Source organism: Variovorax sp. Varisp46, from assembly GCF_059491885.1.
Map to the genome: position 1 here is coordinate 483395 of NZ_CP168515.1, position 19489 is coordinate 502883.

Here is a 19489-nt window from a genome sequence, read left to right on the forward strand (position 1 = left end):
TGAGACAATCGGGGGATGCACCCCAAAGCCCTGTTGGAGGCCACCGCCGATCTGGTCGGCCTTGTCCTGAAATTCGATCACCCGGCCGACCAGGTCGTTTCGCGGTTCTTCCGCGACCACCGCGAGTTCGGCCCGCGCGAGCGCGCGACGCTTGCCGAAACCGTCTACACCGTGCTTCGCAAGAAGCTGCTGTTCGATCACCTCTCGCCCTCGGGCAGTGGCTCGAAGGAGCGCCGCATGGCGATCCTGGGCTTTCATGGCCCGCGCGATTTTCTGAAGAGCGCGCTCAACGACACCGAAAAGCGCTGGCTCGACAACTGCGACGCCGTCAAGCCGGACGACCTGCTGGAACGCCATCGCCACAACCTGCCCGAGTGGTTGGTGGCGCCGCTCAAGGCGCAGCTGGGCGACGGCTTCTGGCCGCTGGTCGAAGCACTGCAGCAGCCCGCACCGCTCGATCTGCGCGTCAATGCGCTGACCGACAAGCGCGCGGATGTCAAGGCGGAGCTTGCGAAGGCTGCTATCAAATCGGAAGCGACCCCGTTCTCGCCCTGGGGCCTGCGCATCGACGGCAAGCCGGCACTGACCAAGCTGGACGCCTTTGCCCGTGGCGCCATCGAGGTTCAGGACGAAGGCTCCCAGCTGCTGGCGCTGCTGCTGGATGCCAAGCGCGGCGAGATGGTGGTCGATTTTTGCGCCGGTGCCGGCGGCAAGACGCTGGCCATCGGCGCGACGATGCGCAACACCGGCCGGCTGTATGCCTTCGACACCTCGGCGCACCGCCTCGACGCGCTCAAGCCGCGGCTGGCGCGCAGCAAGCTCTCGAACGTCCATCCGGCCGCGATCGCGCACGAGCGCGACGACCGCATCAAGCGCCTGGCGGGCAAGATCGACCGCGTGCTGGTCGACGCGCCCTGTTCGGGGCTGGGCACGCTGCGGCGCAATCCTGACCTGAAATGGCGCCAGTCGCTCAAATCGGTCGAGGAACTGACGGTCAAGCAGACGGCAATCCTGCAAAGCGCGGCGCGGCTCGTGAAATCGGGCGGCCGTCTGGTTTATGCCACGTGCAGCGTGCTGCCGGAGGAAAACGAGGCGATTGCGGAGGCCTTCGGCGCCGCCAACCCCGATTTCGTGCCCGTGGATGCGGCGGAGTTGCTGCAGGGCCTGAAAGTCGAGGGCTCCGAGGCGCTGTGCGCCGGCGGGGAGGGCGGCCGCCGCTACCTGCGGCTGTGGCCGCACCGTCATTCGACCGACGGTTTCTTCGCCGCGGCGTGGAACCGGAAATAGAGGCGGAACTCCAAACTAGGGTTAATCTGCGCTTTTCTTGAAGGTTTAAAGGCTTTGCTTTAGGCCTGCCGCTTTAAAATCGCGGGCTATCTAAAGGCTGCACCTTCGTGTGGCCATGGAGTACCTGACTCAATGTTGCTTCCTGACTCGGCCGTCCTGAATGCGGCTATCCAATGGCTCGGACACGGCCTGTGGGACCTCGCATGGTGGCAAGTCGTGCTGTACACGCTTGTCACCACGCACATCACGATTGCCGCGGTCACGATCTTCCTGCACCGCACGCAGACGCACCGGGCCATGGATCTGGGCCCGATTCCATCGCATTTCTTCCGCTTCTGGCTGTGGCTCGGCACCGGCATGGTGACGAAGGAATGGGTCGCCATCCACCGCAAGCACCACGCCAAGTGCGAAACCGTCGACGACCCGCACAGCCCGCAGGTCAAGGGCATCGACGAAGTGCTCTGGCGCGGCGCCGAGCTGTATCGCGCCGAGTCGAAGAACAAGGAAACGATGGAGCGCTACGGCCACGGCACGCCCGATGACTGGATCGAGCGCAACCTGTATACGCGCTACAGCTGGCAGGGTGTGGGCTTGATGCTCGTGATCAACCTGGCGCTGTTCGGCACGCTTGGCATGGCCGTGTGGGCCGTGCAGATGCTCTGGATCCCCATCACCGCCGCCGGCGTCATCAATGGCATCGGCCACTACTGGGGCTATCGCAACTTCGAGGCGCCGGACGCCAGCCGCAACATCATGCCCTGGGGCCTGATCATCGGTGGCGAAGAGCTGCACAACAACCATCACACCTATCCGACCTCGGCCAAGTTCTCGGTCAAGAAGTACGAGTTCGACATCGGCTGGATCTACATCCAGGTGTTCCAGAAGCTCGGCTGGGCCAAGGTCAAGAAGGTGCCGCCGAAGATGCTGATGGGTGATATCCAGCCCGTGGCCAACGAGAAGACGCTCGAGGCCGTCATCGCCAACCGCTATGAAGTCATGGCTGGCTATGCGCGCGAAATGCGCCGTGCCACCAGCCAGGAGCTGGACGCGCTGAAGACCAAGGGGGCCGACCTGTCGGTGCTCAAGGCTGCCAAGCGCTGGCTGCACCGCGACGACGACAAGGTGCCTGCCGCGGCCCGTTCGCATGTGGTGCAGGCCCGCGCCGCCCACCCCGTGCTCGACAAGATGGCCACGATGCGCGAAGAGTTGCGCCAGCTGTGGCTGAACACCTCCCAGTCGCGCGAGCAGCTGGCAGCCGATCTGGCAGCTTGGTGCCACCGGGCGGAAGCCAGCGGCATTGCCGGCCTGCGCGACTTCTCGACCCGCCTGCGCGCTGCACGCGCCTGACGCGAGCCACGCGCCAATCAAAAGGCCGGCTTGATTGCCGGCTTTTTTACGCCTGTCGTTTCTTGCGGCATGCTCCGCATTTCCGATGAGGGGAGGGCGAGAGCGAAAACTGCAGGCAACAAAAAACCCGCTGGGTAAGCAGCGGGTTTTTTGTTTGGGAGAACCAGAGGGCCGAATTACTTCAGCTTGATTTCCTTGTATTCGACGTGCTTGCGCGCCTTCGGGTCGAACTTCATGATCGACATCTTTTCAGGCATCGTCTTCTTGTTCTTGCTGGTCGTGTAGAAGTGGCCGGTACCCGCGGTGGATTCCAGCTTGATCTTTTCGCGTCCGCCTTTGCTCGTTGCCATGTTTCAGCTCCTTAAGCTTGGCCGCGTGCGCGCAGGTCTGCGAGCACGGCGTCGATACCGTTCTTGTCGATCAGGCGCAGTGCAGCGCTCGAAACGCGCAGGCGAACCCAGCGGTTTTCAGTCTCGACCCAGAAACGGCGGTATTGCAGGTTCGGCAGGAACCGGCGCTTGGTTTTGTTGTTGGCGTGGGAAACGTTGTTTCCGACCATCGGGCCTTTGCCCGTTACGTCGCATACGCGTGCCATGTGGACACTCTTTCTTGAACAGCTGGCACCGGCGCAATCGTGGCGATTGCAGGTGTTTTGCAGCTTGACCTCGCCAGAAAACGGGTGGCGGTACCCCGGCTTTGCCTGTATGCCAGGAATCCCCATGAGAGGGCCCTGTTTCGGCAAAGCCTTGGATTATAGCCCTTTTGGGGCCCGCACCGGTTACAGCGTGCCGTCCTGCTCCAGGAATCGCTGAGCGTCGAGTGCCGCCATGCAGCCGGTGCCCGCGCTCGTGATGGCCTGGCGGTACACGTTGTCCTGCACGTCGCCGGCGGCAAAGACGCCCGGAATGCTGGTCATCGTGGCGAAGCCCTGCAGGCCCGAGCGGGTCAGGATGTAGTTGTCCTTCATCTCCAGCTGGCCCTGGAAGATGTCGGTGTTGGGATGGTGCCCGATGGCAATGAAGCAGCCCTTGAGGTCGATCTGCTCGGTGGCTCCGCTCTGTGTGTTCTTGATCCGGATGCCCGTCACGCCCGAGTCGTCGCCGAGCACCTGGTCGAGTTCGTTGTGCAGCTTCAGCACGATCTTGCCTTCGGCGACCTTCTCGTTGAGCTTGTCGATAAGGATGGGTTCGGCGCGGAACTTGTCGCGGCGATGCACCAGCGTCACCTTGTTCGCGATGTTGGCGAGGTAGAGCGCTTCTTCGACAGCGGTGTTGCCGCCTCCGATCACGCAGACCTCCTGCTCGCGGTAGAAGAAGCCGTCGCAGGTCGCGCAGGCGGAGACGCCGCGGCCCATGAACTTCTGTTCGGAATCGATGCCCAGGTACTTCGCGGAAGCACCCGTGGCAATGATCAGCGAGTCGCAGGTGTAGGTGCCGCTGTCGCCGGTGAGGGTGAAGGGGCGCTTGCCCAGGTCGACCTTGTTGATGTGGTCGAAAACGATCTGCGTCTTGAAGCGCTCGGCGTGCTCCAGGAAGCGCTGCATCAGGTCGGGGCCTTGCACGCCGTGGACGTCGGCCGGCCAGTTGTCGACCTCGGTGGTGGTCATCAATTGCCCGCCCTGGGCGATGCCGGTGATGAGCAGGGGCTGAAGGTTTGCGCGGGCTGCGTAGACGGCTGCGGTATAGCCGGCCGGGCCGGAGCCGAGAATCAAAACCTTGGCGTGTCGAGGAGCGGACATGAGTAGAAAACCTAAGATATACGCTGCTTCAGCGTGTACATTTTCAGGGTGGTAGCGATATATATGGAGTATCACTGCCCGGTTCAACACCGGGTAAACGGTGTTTTCAATGCGCGCGATTGTAGTAATCCATCGGCTTGCTCTTCGGACTGCTCTGCGCGCTGTATCAGGGATTGATAAATGTCGATGCTTTCCAACCTCGAATTGCTTCGGCGCGTTCCGCTGTTCGCGTCGCTGACGGCCACGCAGTCCGCCAGCATCGCGGACGCGATCATCAAGAAGCGCTTCAAGCGCGCGGAGGTCGTGGTGGAGCAGGGCAAGAAGTCCGATGCGCTCTACATCATCCTGACCGGCCGCGCACGCGTCACCAGCGCCGACAGCCGCGGGCGCGAGGTCATCCTCGCCACGCTGCACCCCGGCGACTACCTGGGCGAGATGAGTCTCATCGACGACGAGCCGCACTCGGCCACGGTGCGCACCGAAATCCAGTGCGACGTGCTCATGCTGGGACGCGACGCTTTCGCGCGCTGCCTGCCCGAGAACTCCTCGATGGCCTACAACATCATGCGTGGCCTGGTGCAGCGCCTGCGCCATGCCGACCGCAAGATCGAGTCGCTGGCGCTGATGGACGTCTACGGCCGCGTGGCCCGCTCGCTGCTCGAGTTCGCCGTCGAGGACGGCGCAGGCAATCTCAAGGTGCGCGACAAGATTTCCCGCCAGGACCTGGCCAAGATGGTGGGCGCTTCACGCGAAATGGTCAGCCGTGTGATGAAGGACCTCGAAGAGCGAGGTTTCGTGCAAACCCTGGATGACGGGTCGATGATCGTCAAGGAACGGCTCCTGTCGTTGGCTTGAACCTCCAGGGCCGGGTCCGCCGCTGCCGGCGGTCCTGGCCTTTTGTTGTAGTGTTCGTGCTTCCGGCCCCCGCTTTTCCGGGCCGGGCGCCGTGTTTTTCATGACCTATTCGCTCAATACGCTTCAATCTTCTTCCGCCGCCGAGGGGCAACCCGTGCGCATGCGCGCCATGCGCTTCGCCCATGAGATCACGCTGATCGCAGGATTCGCGGCGCTGTTGTTCTGGCTGCTCGCGATGCTGAGCTTCACGCCTTCGGACGCCGCCTGGTCGACCTCGGGCACAGGGGGAGAAATCAAGAACTGGGGCGGCCGCATCGGCGCCTGGCTGGCCGATGGCAGCTATTACCTTGCCGGCTATTCCGTGTGGTGGTGCCTTTTCGCCGGACTGCGCGCATGGCTCTCTTCGCTGGCCAACTGGCTGCGCGGCGGCGAGCCTGCATCCGCCGAGCAACCGGCGCCGCGTGGGCGCTTCAATCGCAGCCGTCTTGCCTTCTGGTTTGGCCTCGTCCTGCTGCTGTGCGCAAGCACCATGCTCGAATGGTCGCGCCTGTACCGGCTCGAGGCGCATCTGCCGGGTTCCGGCGGCGGCGCGCTGGGCTATCTCGTGGGGCCGGCCAGCGTGCGCTGGATGGGCTTCACTGGATCGGCGCTGGTGGCCATCGCCGGCGGCGTGATCGGCTCGGCGCTGGTGTTCCGTTTCTCCTGGAGCCTGATCGCCGAGCGCATCGGCGCGCGTGCCTACTCGCTGTTCGAGTCGCGTCGCGAGAAACGCGAAATGGCAGCCGACATCGCCATGGGCAAGCAGGCCGCCCGCGAGCGTGCCGAGGCCGACGAACCAGCGTTCACGCGCGACGGCGCGGCCAGGGCGGAGCCCTCGCTGGTTTCGTCGTCAGGTGGCGCCTTCGACGACGAGGACGAAATCCATATCGAGCCGCGCCCCAAGCGCCGCCCGCCATCGCCGCCGGTGCAGATCGAGCCCGCGATGACCGAAGTGCCCAGGAGCGACCGCGTCGTCAAGGAGCGCCAGAAACCGCTCTTCAAGGAACTGCCCGACAGCAAGCTGCCGCAGGTCGACCTGCTCGACGCTGCGCAGGCGCGCCAGGAAACAGTGTCGGCCGACACGCTCGAGATGACCTCGCGCATGATCGAGAAGAAGCTCAAGGACTTCGGCGTCGAGGTGCGCGTGGTGCTCGCTTCGCCCGGTCCCGTCATCACGCGCTACGAGATCGAGCCCGCCACGGGCGTCAAGGGCTCGCAGATCCTGGGTCTTGCCAAGGACCTCGCACGCTCGCTCTCGCTGGTGTCGATCCGCGTGGTCGAGACGATCCCGGGCAAGAACTACATGGCGCTCGAGCTGCCGAACGCCAAGCGCCAGTCGATCAAGCTCAGCGAAATCCTGGGCTCGCAGATCTACAACGAAGGCAAGTCGATGCTCACCATGGGCCTCGGCAAGGACATCATCGGCAACCCGGTGGTGGCCGACCTCGCGAAGATGCCGCACGTGCTGGTGGCCGGTACCACCGGTTCGGGCAAGTCGGTGGGTATCAACGCGATGATCCTGTCGCTGCTCTACAAGGCCGAGGCACGCGACGTCCGCCTGCTGATGATCGACCCGAAGATGCTCGAAATGTCGGTCTACGAAGGTATCCCGCACCTGCTGGCGCCCGTGGTCACCGACATGCGCCAGGCGGCGCACGGCCTGAACTGGTGCGTGGCCGAGATGGAGCGCCGCTACAAGCTCATGAGCAAGCTCGGCGTGCGCAACCTGGCCGGCTACAACACCAAGATCGACGAAGCCAAGGCGCGCGAGGAGTTCATCTACAACCCCTTCAGCCTCACGCCGGACGATCCGGAGCCGCTGCGGCGCGAACCGCACATCGTCGTGGTCATCGACGAGCTGGCCGACCTGATGATGGTGGTCGGCAAGAAGATCGAAGAGCTGATCGCCCGTCTCGCGCAGAAGGCGCGTGCCGCCGGCATCCACCTCATTCTTGCCACCCAGCGCCCGAGCGTCGACGTGATCACCGGCCTCATCAAGGCCAACATCCCGACCCGCATCGCGTTCCAGGTGTCGAGCAAGATCGACAGCCGCACCATCCTCGACCAGATGGGAGCCGAGGCGCTGCTGGGCATGGGCGACATGCTCTACATGCCCAGCGGTACGGGCCTGCCGATCCGCGTCCACGGCGCCTTCGTCAGCGACGAGGAAGTGCACCGCGTGGTGGCCTACCTCAAGAGCCAGGGCGAGCCCGACTACATCGAGGGCGTGCTCGAAGGCGGCACGGTCGATGGCGACGGTGAAGGCGACCTGCTGGGCAGTGGCGACGGCGAGAAAGACCCGATGTACGACCAGGCGGTCGAAGTCGTGCTCAAGAACCGCAAGGCCAGCATCTCGCTGGTGCAGCGCCACCTGAAGATCGGCTACAACCGCGCCGCGCGCCTCGTCGAGGACATGGAAAAGGCCGGCCTGGTCAGTGCGATGAGTGGCAGCGGCCAGCGCGAAATTCTGGTGCCCGCGCGCGCGGCAGAGTAATTCGCCGCGCTGTGGTTCTCAAGATTCAGGTTACGTGCTGAAAGGCAATTTGCAAAAACGCCCATCGGCATTGCAAATCTTCATGAAGCCCTGCTGCTGCCGCAATTCGCGGCGGTTAGGGTCGATGCCAATGCCACAGCTTTTCCAAGCGAGGAATCCAAATTGAAATTGCGTCATTGGCTGTTGATCGGCCTCCTGAGTTCCGCCAACGCCTGGGCCGGCGGGCTCGAAAGCCTTGAAACCTTCGTCAGGACGGTCAAGTCCGGCCGCGCCGATTTCACCCAGACCGTGACCGCCCCGGCGCGCGAAGGGCAACCGGGCCGCACCAAGACCTCGAGCGGCACCTTCGAATTCCAGCGCCCCGGCAAATTCAAGTTCGACTACCAGAAGCCCTTTGCGCAGGTCATCGTGGCCGACGGCAAGACGCTGTGGCTCTACGACGCCGACCTGAACCAGGTCACGCAGCGCGCGCAGGCGCAGGCGCTGGGCTCCACGCCGGCGGCGCTGATCGCCGCGGCGCCCGACCTGAAGGCCCTGCAGGCCGATTTCACTCTCGAGGCCGCGCCGGAGCGCGATGGCCTGCAATGGGTCAAGGCCACGCCGAAGAACAAAGACGGCCAGTTGCAGAGCGTTCAGGTCGGCTTCCAGGGCGAGGCGCTGGCAGCGCTCGAAATCCTCGACAGCTTTGGCCAGCGCTCGGTGCTCAAGTTCGGCAAGGTCGAGGTGAATCCTTCGCTGCCGGCGAGCGTGTTCGACTTCAAGCCGCCGGCCGGCGCAGACGTCGTCAAGCAATAAACCCACAGGCTTGGCCACCACCGCCCACCAACCCCTTGCCGAGCGCCTGCGTCCCAGGACGCTGGGCGAGGTCATCGGTCAGCAGCACCTGCTCGGCCCGGGCATGCCGCTGCGAATCGCGTTCGAATCGGGCCAGCCGCATTCTTGCATCCTCTGGGGGCCGCCGGGCACCGGCAAGACCACCATCGCGCGGCTCATGGCCGATGCGTTCGACGCGCAGTTCCTGAGCATCAGCGCGGTGCTCGGCGGCGTGAAGGACATCCGCGAAGCGGTAGAGCGGGCCACTGCCGCGCGCGACGGACTGGAGCAGCAGCGCACCATCGTCTTCGTGGACGAGGTGCACCGCTTCAACAAGAGCCAGCAGGACGCCTTCCTGCCGCATGTGGAGTCGGGCCTCTTCACCTTCATCGGCGCGACCACCGAGAACCCTTCGTTCGAGGTCAACTCGGCGTTGCTTTCGCGCGCCGCCGTGTATGTGCTGCAGTCGCTCGGCGAAGACGACCTCAAGCAGATCGTGGCGCGCGCGCAGGCCATCCAGGCCGTGCCCGCCATCGACGCCGCGGCGGTCGATCGCCTCGTGGCCTATGCCGACGGCGATGCGCGCCGGCTGCTCAACACCCTCGAAACACTCGCGGTCGCGGCCCGCGCCGAAAAGCTCGACCACATCACCGACGAGTGGCTGCTGCGGGTGCTCGGCGAGCGCATGCGGCGCTACGACAAGGGCGGCGAACAGTTCTACGACACCATCAGCGCACTGCACAAATCCGTGCGCGGCAGCGACCCCGACGCCGCGCTCTACTGGTTCGTGCGCATGCTCGACGGCGGCGCCGATCCGCGCTACATGGCGCGCCGGCTGGTGCGCATGGCCAGCGAAGACATCGGCCTGGCCGATCCGCGCGCGCTGCGCCTGGCGCTCGATGCGGCAGAGGTCTATGAGCGGCTGGGTACCCCCGAGGGCGAACTGGCGCTGGCCGAGTGCGTGGTCTATCTCGCCATCGCTCCCAAGTCGAACGCCGTCTACAAGGCCTACAACGCGGTGCGCGCCCTCGTGAAGACGGACAGCACGCGACCCGTGCCCATGCACCTGCGAAATGCGCCCACCAAGCTCATGAAAGAGCTCGACTACGGCAAGGGCTACCGCTATGCGCACGACGAGGAGGGCGGTTTCGCCGCCGGCGAGCGCTACCTTCCGCAAGGGCTGGAAGGCCAGGTCTTCTACGAGCCCGTCGAGCGTGGACTCGAGATTCGCATCGCGGAAAAGCTGCGCGATCTGCGCCGCCGGAACGCCGAAGGCAACGGCTGATACTTGCTTGCAGCACGCTTGCAAAGCGTGCATGGCCCCACGCGCATACAGCATGACGTGAGCGGGTAAACCCCGGTCGCCGCGCACCAAATCGACGCTGGTGCATGACTACAATCCCGCCCACAAATCCGCCGGCGACACATGTTGGCTGGTTTTTTGCTTGTCAACCCAGGGGCGCCAAACCGGTGCCCGGCGGGTGAATGGCACCCCGCAACGGTGCAACACATAGGAAATCGCGTTATGGACATTTTGCTGCAGCAGATCATCAACGGTCTGGTACTGGGCAGCATGTATGCCTTGATAGCCTTGGGCTACACCATGGTGTACGGCATCATCAATCTGATCAACTTCGCGCACGGAGAAGTGCTGATGGTGGGGGCGCTCACGAGCTGGACCATCATCGGGCTCATGAAGGACGGCATGCCCAACACACCGGGCTGGCTGATCCTCCTCATCGCGTTGATCATTGCCTGCGTCGTCGCGGCAACCCTCAACTTCGTGATCGAGAAGGTGGCCTACCGGCCACTGCGCAACAGTCCCAAGCTCGCGCCGCTGATCACGGCCATCGGCATGTCGATCCTGCTGCAGACGCTGGCAATGATCATCTGGAAGCCGACCAACAAGGCCTATCCCAATCTCCTGCCCACCGATCCCATCCATGTGGGCGGCGCGGTGATCTCACCGACGCAGGTCATGATCCTCAGCGTCACGGCGTTCTCGCTCGTGGTGCTGATGTGGCTGGTCAATTACACCAAGCTCGGCCGCGCGATGCGCGCCACCGCGGAGAACCCGCGTGTGGCGGCGCTCATGGGCATCCGGCCCGACATGGTGATCTCGGCCACCTTCATCATCGGTGCCGTGCTCGCAGCCATTGCCGGTGTGATGTACGCGTCGAACTACGGCATCGCCCAGCACGCGATGGGCTTCCTGCCCGGCCTCAAGGCCTTCACTGCGGCCGTGTTCGGCGGCATCGGCAACCTCGCCGGTGCGGTGGTCGGCGGCATCCTGCTGGGCCTCATCGAAGCCATCGGCTCGGGCTACATCGGGACGCTGACGGGCGGCGTGCTCGGCAGCAACTACAGCGACATCTTCGCGTTCATCGTGCTGATCGTCATGCTCACGCTGCGTCCGTCCGGCCTGCTCGGCGAACGCGTGGCGGACCGTGCCTGAGGAACGAGCCATGAAAAACAGCAAGAACCTCGCCTTCTACATCATCGGCATCGTCGCCGTGCTCGCACTGCCCCTGCTGCTGCAGATGCAGGGCAACGCCTGGGTGCGCATCGCCGACATCGCATTGCTCTACGTGATGCTGGCACTGGGCCTGAACATCGTGGTCGGCTATGCCGGCCTGCTCGACCTGGGCTACGTGGCCTTCTTCGCGATCGGGGCCTACCTGTACGCGCTGATGGGCTCGTCGCACCTGAGCGAGACCTTCCCGTGGTTCGCACAGATGTTCCCGAACGGGCTGCACACCTCGCTGCTGATCGTGATTCCGCTGGCCCTTGCGGTGGCCGGTTGCCTGGGCGTGCTGCTCGGCGCCCCCACGCTCAAGCTGCGCGGCGACTACCTCGCCATCGTCACGCTCGGCTTCGGCGAAATCATCCGCGTGTTCCTGAACAACCTCGACCAGCCGGTGAACATCACCAACGGTCCGAAGGGCATCACCGCCATCGACTCCATCAAGTTCTGGGGCCTCGACCTCGGCAAGGCATGGAAGTTCGACGGCTTTTCGATCTCCTCGGTCTCGCTGTACTACTACCTGTTCCTGGCGCTGGTGATCGCCACGATCATCATTTCACACCGCCTGCAGACTTCGCGCGTCGGCCGTGCCTGGATGGCCATCCGCGAAGACGAGATCGCGGCCAAGGCAATGGGCATCAACACCCGCAACATGAAGCTGCTGGCCTTCGGCATGGGCGCCAGCTTCGGCGGCGTGTCGGGCGCGATGTTCGCGGCCTTCCAGGGCTTCGTGTCGCCCGAGTCCTTCAGCCTGATGGAGTCGGTGATGATCGTCGCGATGGTGGTGCTCGGCGGCATCGGGCACCTGCCCGGCGTCGTCCTTGGTGCCGTGCTGCTGGCCGCACTGCCCGAAGTGCTGCGCTATGTCGCCGGCCCGCTGCAGTCGCTGACCGACGGCCGCCTCGACGCCTCCATCCTGCGCCAGCTGTTCATCGCGCTGGCCATGATCGTCATCATGCTGGTGCGTCCGCGCGGCCTCTGGCCCTCGCCGGAACACGGCAAGACGCTGACCAGGAAGGGCGCAGTGCCCGTCGACCCGGCCCACGCGGCCGTGGCCCCCGGATCGCTGCAAACGCATGCGCCGGGCATCGATACGCCCGCCGACGAATTGCCGGGTGCGGCTTCGCGTCCCATGTCGATCAATCCCTGAACGCCGAAGGAAAAATCAACATGACGACAGACACCATCCTCGACGTCCGCGGCATTTCCAAACGCTTCGGCGGGCTGCAGGCCCTCTCCGACGTGGGCATCACCATCAAGCGCGGCCAGGTCTACGGCCTGATCGGCCCGAACGGCGCTGGCAAGACCACCTTCTTCAACGTGATCACCGGGCTGTACACGCCCGACAGCGGCACCTTCGAGCTGGCCGGCAAGCCCTACCAGCCGACGGCCGTGCACGAAGTGGCCAAGGCAGGCATTGCGCGCACCTTCCAGAACATCCGCCTCTTCGCCGAAATGACGGCGCTGGAGAACGTGATGGTCGGGCGCCACATCCGCACGCACTCGGGCGTGCTCGGCGCGATGTTCCGCACCGGCGGCTTCAAGGCCGAGGAAAAGGCCATTGCCGACCGCGCGCATGAACTGCTCGACTACGTCGGCATCGGCAAATTTGCTGACTACAAGGCGCGCACGCTGTCGTACGGCGACCAGCGCCGCCTGGAGATCGCCCGCGCACTGGCCACCGACCCGCAGCTCATTGCGCTCGACGAGCCGGCCGCCGGCATGAATTCCACCGAGAAGGTCGCGCTGCGCGAGCTGATCGACCGCATTCGCCGCGACAACCGCACCATCCTGATCATCGAACACGACGTCAAGCTCATCATGGGCCTGTGCGACCGCGTCACCGTGCTGGACTACGGCAAGCAGATTGCCGAAGGCACCCCGGTGGACGTGCAGAAGAACGAGAAGGTGATCGAGGCCTACCTCGGCACCGGAGGCCACTGACATGAGCACCGCAACCATGAGCGAACAAGAAACCTCGTCCACCGCCGCGCAAGCCAAGGCGGCCGGCAAGACGCTGCTGAAGGTCACCGGCCTGAGGGTCGGCTACGGCGGCATCCAGGCCGTGAAGGGCGTGGACTTCGAAGTGCGCGAAGGCGAACTGGTGTCGCTGATCGGCTCCAACGGCGCCGGCAAGACCACCACCATGAAGGCCATCACCGGCACGCTGCCGGCCGGAGCCGGCAACATCGAATTCCTGGGCCGCAGCATCAAGGGCCGCGGTGCGTGGGACCTGGTGGAAGAGGGCCTCGTGATGGTGCCCGAAGGCCGTGGCGTGTTCACGCGCATGACCATCACTGAGAACCTGCAGATCGGCGCCTACATCCGCAAGGACAAGGCCGCCATCGCGAGCGACATGGAGCGCGTGTTCGTCACCTTCCCGCGCCTGCGCGAGCGCAAGGACCAGCTGGCCGGCACGATGTCGGGCGGCGAGCAGCAGATGCTGGCCATGGGCCGCGCGCTGATGGCTCGCCCCAAGGTGCTGCTGCTCGACGAGCCGACGATGGGCCTGTCGCCGATCATGTGCGACAAGATCTTCGAGGTGGTGCAGACCGTGGCCTCGCAGGGCGTGACCATCCTGCTGGTCGAGCAGAACGCCAACCGCGCGCTGCAGCTGGCCGACCGCGGCTACGTGATGGAGTCAGGCCTGATCACCATGAACGGTGAAGCCAAGGCCCTGCTGAGCGACCCGCGCGTGCGGGCCGCCTACCTCGGCGAATAAGCAAGCCTCCTACCCCATTGCCGCCGCCGCAGCCTTGATGGCCTCGCGGATGCGGCCGTAGGTGCCGCAGCGGCACACGTTCTCGATGGCGTCGATGTCGGCGTCCGTCGGGTTGCGCGTGCGGCGCAGCAGGTCCACCGCCGCCATGATCTGCCCCGGCTGACAGAAGCCGCATTGAGGCACGTCGAGGTTCATCCAGGCCTGCTGCACCGGGTGCAGCGTGTTGCCGTTGGCCAGGCCCTCGATGGTCGTCACCTGGCGGCCGCGCACGTCGGACACGCGCACCGAGCAGGTCGTCACGGCCTTGCCGTCGACGTGGCAGGTGCAGGCCTTGCACACGTTGATGCCGCAGCCGTACTTCGGGCCGGTGATGCCGAGCTTGTCACGCAGCACCCACAGCAGCGCCAGGTCGTCGGGCGCCTCGACGTCCACGTTCTGGCCGTTCACCTTGAAAGATTGCACAGGCATGGCGGGTCTCCTCAGGCGGGGATCGGAACGTTGACGGGCGTGGGCAGCTTGCCCGGCGGGATCGGCGTGAAGTCGACCGGAAAGTTCAGCGGGAAGCTGCGCGGCTTGATGCCGGTGGCGCGCGCGTAGGCATTGGCGATGGCGCCCGAGCTCGCCGACAGGCCGACCTCGCCCAGCCCGCCGATGGCCTCGCCGTTGGCCGGCAGGATGATGACCTTCACGTCCTTCGGGTAGTGCTTCATGCGCGAGAAGTGGTACTGCGAGTAGCTGCCTTCCAGCGGCAGGCCGTTCTGGATGTGCAGCCCCGCCGACAGCACCAGCGCGATCGATTCGCACAGGCCGCCCTGGAGCTGCGCCTCGATGCCCGAGGGGTTGATCGGCGTGCCGACGTCGATCGCGATCGTGGCGCGCACCACCTTCGCGGCAGACGGCACCCGCGCGTCGATCTCGACGATGCAAGCTGTGAACGACTTCGACTCCTGGTGCACGCCCACGCCCTGCGCAAAGCCCGCCGGCATCGCCTTACCCCACTGCGCCGCCTCCGCCACCGCCTTGAGCACCGCGCGGGCGCGCGGCAGGCGCAGGTACTCGAGCCGGAAGGCGACCGGGTCCTTGCCCGCGGCGCGGGCCATCTCGTCGACCAGGATCTCTTCCACCAGCCGTGCGGGCTGGATGTGCACCGAGCGGTACGAGCAGGTGTTCATGTCCATCGGCACCGGCGTCAGCAGCTTGGTCGTGACGCCGAAGTTGTAGGGCGAGGTCACCATGGTCTTGAACATCACCTGCTCGATCGCGAAGTTGCCCACCGTCTGCGGGAAGGCATTGGGCAGTGCGATGGCGGCGGCCTCGAGCATGTTGCCGAAGCCGTGGCGCGTGTCCAGCCGCACGCTGGCGATGCGCTGCTCGAAGGCGATGACCTGGCCCAGCAGCATCGTGGCGCGTGCCTTCTGGTAGATCGGCGGGCGGATGCGCGTGTGGCGCATGTCGTCGGTGCGGTGGTACATCAGGCGGCAGGGGCGCCCCAGCGCCTTCGCCACCTGGATCGCCTGCAGCACCGGGTCCCAGAACAGGCGCCGCCCGAACGAGCCGCCCGAGGGCACCACATGCACGACAACCTTGTTTAGCGGCAGGCCCAGCTCGGCGGCCACTGCCTGCTGGGTGACGATGGGGCTCTGCAGCCCGGCCCAGATTTCGGCACGATCCGCTCGCACGTCCGCGATCGCACATTCGACTTCCATCGGGCAGTGCGCGGCCGGCGCGAACTCGAACTCGGCCTCGACCGTCAGCGCGCCCAGCGGCGGCAGCGCAAAAGGCAGCAGCGACGACTTCAGCTTGCTCATGATGGTGGCGTTCGACTCGCCGTCGAGCGGGCCGGCGCCCCAGGTCACGTCGAGCGCGTTCACCGCGGCCCAGGCCTGGCCGAAGGTCTCGGCCATCACCGCCACGCCCGGCGGCGTCGGCGTGATGCCGTTGGTGGCGGGAATCGGCACCACGCCGATCACGCCCGGCATGCCCATCACCGTGTTCAGGTTGTTGATGCCGACGAACTTGCCGTTGATGGTCGGCGGGCGCCGCACCATCGTCGGCTTGGCGCCGGGCACCGCCTGGTCGAGCGTGAACTTCTTGCGGCCGGTGACGATGTCGAGTGCGTCGAGCCGCGTCACGCGCTGGCCGACCACCGAGGGCGTGGAGCCCGAGAGCAGGCCGCCGAGGCCGCCCAGCGTCGGCATGCCGGCATGCATCGAACGCACGCTCGACGAGCCGCCGGTGAGCTGGTTCCAGATCAGCTCGGGGCTCGCGTCGGCCGATGTGACCTCGATCGCGCTCAGCGGCAGGCGCAGCTTGTCGGCCAGCATCATCGCGCTGGCCGTGGCGATGCCCTGGCCCACTTCGAGGCGCGGCAGCGCCAGGCGCACGCGGCCGTCGCCGGTGTTCGTCACCTTCACCAGCGGCATGGTCGGCAGGGACGTCAGCGTGACCGCGTCGCCGATGTCGATCAGGTCGGTGGTGTCGGGCGGGGTCATGGGCAGCAGTGCGGCCACCGCGGAGGCGGGCGCCGTGAGGGCACCGAGCCCAGCGATGCCAGCCGCCGCCGATGCCAGCGGTGCGGCCGTGGCGTAGCCCAGCACGTCGCGCCGGCGCAGGCCGTGCGCATCCCCGCCGTCCGGTCCGCGCGCGGGGCGCGGGTCCTTGTTCGAACGCTTCATCGTTGTCTCCTTGTTGTTTGGCGAACGCGGATGACTGTGGCACCATCGCCGCGCCGAAGATGTCGTTGCAACGACATTTCTTACGGTCCCCGCCGACCGGCGCCTGCGACGGATCGGCCGATGCGATGTCACGAGGGACGACAGCAGGAGGCGCGATGTCGAACGCGTTGGAGAACATGCTTCGCGAGAGCTTGTGGGCGCGCGCGCTCACGGACGACGAACTCGACCACGTCGTCCAGGAGTCGCACGAGCGCGTGGTGCCGGCCGGCGGCTTCGTCGTGCGGCGCGGCGAGCCGGCCGATCATTGGATCGGCGTGATGGATGGCCTGCTGAAGATGTCGGTGTCGCTGCCCGACGGGCGCGTCTCAACCTTCACCGGCGTGACCGCTGGAGGCTGGAGCGGCGAAGGCTCGTTGCTCACCCCCGGATGCTGGCGCTACGACGGCGTGGCGCTGCGGCCCACGCGCGTGGCTTGCGTGCCGCGGCGCAGCTTCGAGCGGCTGATGTCCACCAGCATCGACTTCAATCGGTTTCTGTTGTTACACATCAATGCGCGACTGAGCCTGTTCATCGGCCTCATGGAATTCGATCGGCTGCTCGGCCCCGACGCGCGCGTGGCGCGCTGCCTGGCCAGCCTGTTCGACCCCATCCTCTATCCGCGTGCCACCCGCTTCGTGCGGCTGAGCCAGGACGAGATCGGCCTCTTGTCGGCGGTGTCGCGCCAGCGTGCCAACCGCGCGCTGCATGCGCTACAGCGCGACGGCCTGTTGCGCATCGAACATGGCGGCGTGGAAGTGCTCGACCTCGCAGGCCTGCGCACGTACCAGAGCGGGGCGGCCGAAGCGGCGGCGGCCGTGGCTGCGGCCACCGACACGCAGGCCGCAGCGCCCCTGGACGACCTCGTCAGTCCACCTTCGCCCCGGTGGCCTTGACCACCTTCTCGTACTTGGCGAGTTCGCTCTTCATGAAGCTGCCGAACTGCTCGGGCGAGTTGCCGACCGGCTCGGCCAGCATCGAGGCGAAACGGGTCTTCGTTTCCGGCGCATTCAGCGCGGCGACGAAGGCCTGATTCAGCTTCACGACCACGTCGTGCGGCGTGCCGGCCGGCGCCACCAGGCCCCACCACGTGTCGATCGAGAAGCCCTTGAGCGTGTCGGCGATCGGCGGCACGTCGGGCAGCGCGTTGCTGCGCTGCAGGGTCGTCACCGCAATGGCCTTCAGCTTGCCCGAACGGATGTTCGGCGCCGCCGTGGCGAGGTTGTCGAAGTTGAAGTCGACCTGCCCCGAGATCAGCGCCAGCTGCGCCGGGTTGCCGCCGTTGTACGGAATGTGCAGCGCGAAGATGCCCGCTTCCTTCTTGAACAGCTCGCCCGCGAGATGGCCGGCGCTGCCGTTGCCGCCGCTGCCGTAGTTGAGCTTGGCCGGGTTGGCCTTGGCATAGCGGATCAGGTCGGCCACGCTGTTGATGTTCAGGCGCTTGGCCGTGTCGGCGTTCATCACCAGCACGTTGGGCACGCGGACCATCTGCGTGATCGGTGCGAAGTCGGTTGCGGCGTTGAACGGGATCTTGCTGTAGAGCCACGGGTTCACCGCGTTGGTGGCGGTGGCCGCGATGCCGATCGTCAGGCCGTCGGCGGGCGCCTTCGCCACGATGTCGGCGCCGATGTTGCCGCCGGCGCCGGGCTTGTTGTCGATGATGACCGGGCCGAGCGTGTCCTTGACGCGCTCGGCCAGGATGCGAGCAGTGTTGTCGATCGGGCCGCCTGCCGCGTAGGGCACGACGAGGCGGATCGGGCGCTGTTGCTGCGCCATCGCCTGGGTGGTGCCCAGCAGGGCCGCGACGCCGGCGAGCAGGGTGAGGAGGAAGTGTCTCGTCTTCATTGTCTTTTTGGGGTGTCTCAGGGAAGGGCCTTGTCGGCCTCTGTGGTGAATGCGTCGGCAAAAAATTCTTCTTCGGGCAGGCCCGCCAGCGCTACGTAATCGCGCTTGGCCGAGTCGACCACGATGGGCGCACCGCAGGCATAGACCTGGTAGCCCGACAGATCGGCGAAGTCTTCCAGCACGGCCTGATGGACGAAGCCGGTGCGGCCGGTCCAGTTGTCTTCGGGCGTGGCATTGGAAATGACGGGCACGTAGCGCAGGCTCGGCATCTGCGCCGTCTGCTCGCGCACCCAGGCGTCCATGTACAGGTCTTCGGGCCGCCGGCCGCCCCAGTAGAGCGTGGCGGGCCGCTCGATGCCCTTGAATTTCATGTACTCGAGCAGCGCCTTGATCGGCGCGAAGCCCGTCCCCGAGGCCAGCAGGATCATCGGCTTGCCGGAATCCTCGCGCAGGAAGAAGCTGCCGAAGGGGCCTTCGATGCGCAGGATTTCCTTTTCCTTCATCGTGCCGAACACATGGTCGGTGAACTTGCCGCCGGGCAGGTGCCGCAGGTGCAGTTCGATGCCCGTGCCGGGCTGGCCCAGCGTGTGCGGCGCATTGGCCATCGAGTAGCTGCGGCGCGCACCGTCGCGCAGGATGAACTCCACGTACTGGCCGGCGTAGAACTGCAGCGGCTCGCCGGCCGGCAACTGCAGGCGCACCATCATCACGTCGTGCGACAGGCGCGTGAGGCCTTGCACCCGTACCGGCATCTTGCGGATCGGCAGGGCGCCGGCCTCCGTGACCTGGCGCGATTCCAGCACCACATCGCTCCGGGCGTGCGCACAGCAGGTCAGCACGTAGCCGGCGAGCTGTTCCTCGGCGCTCAGGGCCTTGCTCTGGTGGGGGCCCAGCGTGACCTCTCCCGACAGCTTCTTGCACTTGCAGGAGCCGCAGGCGCCGTCCTTGCAGCCGTAGGGAAGGCCGATGCCCTGCCGGATGCCCGCCGCGAGGATGGTCTCGTCGCCGTGAACCATGAAATGGCGTCCACTGGGTTCGACGTGGATGGAAAAGCCCGCTTCATGCGGTGCTGTAGCAGTCATCGGTATTCTTCGAGGTGAACTCTTCGCGGGCC

The 19489-nt window shown here is 65.7% G+C and carries 18 protein-coding genes; 11 read left to right on the top strand and 7 right to left on the bottom strand.

The features are described from left to right. The first annotated feature begins 15 nt into the window (after positions 1 to 15). Positions 16 to 1287, top strand: coding sequence for an RsmB/NOP family class I SAM-dependent RNA methyltransferase (locus ACEN9N_RS02185; RefSeq protein WP_007830283.1), 1272 nt, complete (start codon positions 16 to 18; stop codon positions 1285 to 1287). Between the two features lie 132 nt (positions 1288 to 1419). Next, complete coding sequence (locus ACEN9N_RS02190; RefSeq protein ID WP_007830285.1) at positions 1420 to 2634, top strand: DesA family fatty acid desaturase; 1215 nt, start codon at positions 1420 to 1422, stop codon at positions 2632 to 2634. 176 nt (positions 2635 to 2810) lie between these two features. Here ACEN9N_RS02190 and rpmG read toward each other — a convergent pair whose 3' ends face one another. The 3 genes from rpmG to trxB form a co-directional block, all read right to left on the bottom strand. Next, on the bottom strand, positions 2811 to 2984 hold the full coding sequence (gene rpmG, locus ACEN9N_RS02195) for a 50S ribosomal protein L33 (RefSeq protein WP_007830291.1): 174 nt from the start codon (positions 2982 to 2984) through the stop codon (positions 2811 to 2813). 11 nt (positions 2985 to 2995) lie between these two features. After that, on the bottom strand, positions 2996 to 3229 hold the full coding sequence (rpmB, locus tag ACEN9N_RS02200; protein WP_007830293.1) for a 50S ribosomal protein L28: 234 nt from the start codon (positions 3227 to 3229) through the stop codon (positions 2996 to 2998). A 183-nt stretch (positions 3230 to 3412) separates the two neighbouring features. Next, complete coding sequence (gene trxB / locus ACEN9N_RS02205) at positions 3413 to 4372, bottom strand: thioredoxin-disulfide reductase (protein WP_007830294.1); 960 nt, start codon at positions 4370 to 4372, stop codon at positions 3413 to 3415. A 180-nt stretch (positions 4373 to 4552) separates the two neighbouring features. On the opposite strand from trxB, the gene ACEN9N_RS02210 reads away from it, so the two are divergent. From ACEN9N_RS02210 to ACEN9N_RS02245, 8 genes are all read left to right on the top strand, one after another. Next, on the top strand, positions 4553 to 5227 hold the full coding sequence (locus tag ACEN9N_RS02210) for a Crp/Fnr family transcriptional regulator (protein ID WP_007830295.1): 675 nt from the start codon (positions 4553 to 4555) through the stop codon (positions 5225 to 5227). A 100-nt stretch (positions 5228 to 5327) separates the two neighbouring features. Beyond that, entirely contained in the window at positions 5328 to 7760 is a 2433-nt protein-coding gene (locus tag ACEN9N_RS02215) for a DNA translocase FtsK (protein ID WP_413314297.1), read from the top strand. A gap of 162 nt (positions 7761 to 7922) precedes the next feature. After that, positions 7923 to 8555 (top strand): outer membrane lipoprotein periplasmic chaperone LolA, encoded by a 633-nt coding sequence (lolA, locus tag ACEN9N_RS02220; RefSeq protein WP_007830299.1) that lies wholly within the window; start codon positions 7923 to 7925, stop codon positions 8553 to 8555. Between the two features lie 10 nt (positions 8556 to 8565). Beyond that, a complete protein-coding gene (locus ACEN9N_RS02225; RefSeq protein WP_007830301.1) occupies positions 8566 to 9858 on the top strand; it encodes a replication-associated recombination protein A in 1293 nt (430 codons plus the stop codon). 240 nt (positions 9859 to 10098) lie between these two features. Continuing rightward, positions 10099 to 11028 carry a branched-chain amino acid ABC transporter permease gene (locus tag ACEN9N_RS02230; RefSeq protein ID WP_007830303.1) on the top strand — a complete coding sequence of 310 codons (930 nt, stop codon included), beginning with the start codon at positions 10099 to 10101 and terminating at the stop codon, positions 11026 to 11028. A gap of 10 nt (positions 11029 to 11038) precedes the next feature. Then, positions 11039 to 12247, top strand: coding sequence for a branched-chain amino acid ABC transporter permease (locus ACEN9N_RS02235; RefSeq protein WP_007830305.1), 1209 nt, complete (start codon positions 11039 to 11041; stop codon positions 12245 to 12247). A gap of 20 nt (positions 12248 to 12267) precedes the next feature. Then, positions 12268 to 13041, top strand: a complete 774-nt coding sequence (locus ACEN9N_RS02240) for an ABC transporter ATP-binding protein (protein WP_007830307.1) — start codon at positions 12268 to 12270, stop codon at positions 13039 to 13041. 16 nt (positions 13042 to 13057) lie between these two features. Beyond that, complete coding sequence (locus tag ACEN9N_RS02245) at positions 13058 to 13819, top strand: ABC transporter ATP-binding protein (protein WP_042672979.1); 762 nt, start codon at positions 13058 to 13060, stop codon at positions 13817 to 13819. A gap of 9 nt (positions 13820 to 13828) precedes the next feature. Here the strand turns inward: ACEN9N_RS02245 and ACEN9N_RS02250 are convergent, their stop codons facing one another. Further along, positions 13829 to 14287 carry a (2Fe-2S)-binding protein gene (locus ACEN9N_RS02250; RefSeq protein WP_007830311.1) on the bottom strand — a complete coding sequence of 153 codons (459 nt, stop codon included), beginning with the start codon at positions 14285 to 14287 and terminating at the stop codon, positions 13829 to 13831. Positions 14288 to 14298: 11 nt separating this feature from the next. Next, complete coding sequence (locus tag ACEN9N_RS02255) at positions 14299 to 16494, bottom strand: xanthine dehydrogenase family protein molybdopterin-binding subunit (RefSeq protein ID WP_007830313.1); 2196 nt, start codon at positions 16492 to 16494, stop codon at positions 14299 to 14301. Between the two features lie 155 nt (positions 16495 to 16649). On the opposite strand from ACEN9N_RS02255, the gene ACEN9N_RS02260 reads away from it, so the two are divergent. Continuing rightward, entirely contained in the window at positions 16650 to 17426 is a 777-nt protein-coding gene (locus tag ACEN9N_RS02260; RefSeq protein WP_413314294.1) for a Crp/Fnr family transcriptional regulator, read from the top strand. On the opposite strand, the gene ACEN9N_RS02265 is transcribed toward ACEN9N_RS02260, so the two are convergent. Together ACEN9N_RS02265 and ACEN9N_RS02270 are read right to left on the bottom strand one after the other, a co-directional pair. After that, on the bottom strand, positions 17398 to 18375 hold the full coding sequence (locus tag ACEN9N_RS02265) for a Bug family tripartite tricarboxylate transporter substrate binding protein (protein WP_413314292.1): 978 nt from the start codon (positions 18373 to 18375) through the stop codon (positions 17398 to 17400). The genes ACEN9N_RS02260 and ACEN9N_RS02265 overlap by 29 nt on opposite strands. A gap of 17 nt (positions 18376 to 18392) precedes the next feature. Further along, positions 18393 to 19457, bottom strand: coding sequence for a CDP-6-deoxy-delta-3,4-glucoseen reductase (locus ACEN9N_RS02270; protein WP_495655275.1), 1065 nt, complete (start codon positions 19455 to 19457; stop codon positions 18393 to 18395). Between the last annotated feature and the right edge of the window lie 32 nt (positions 19458 to 19489).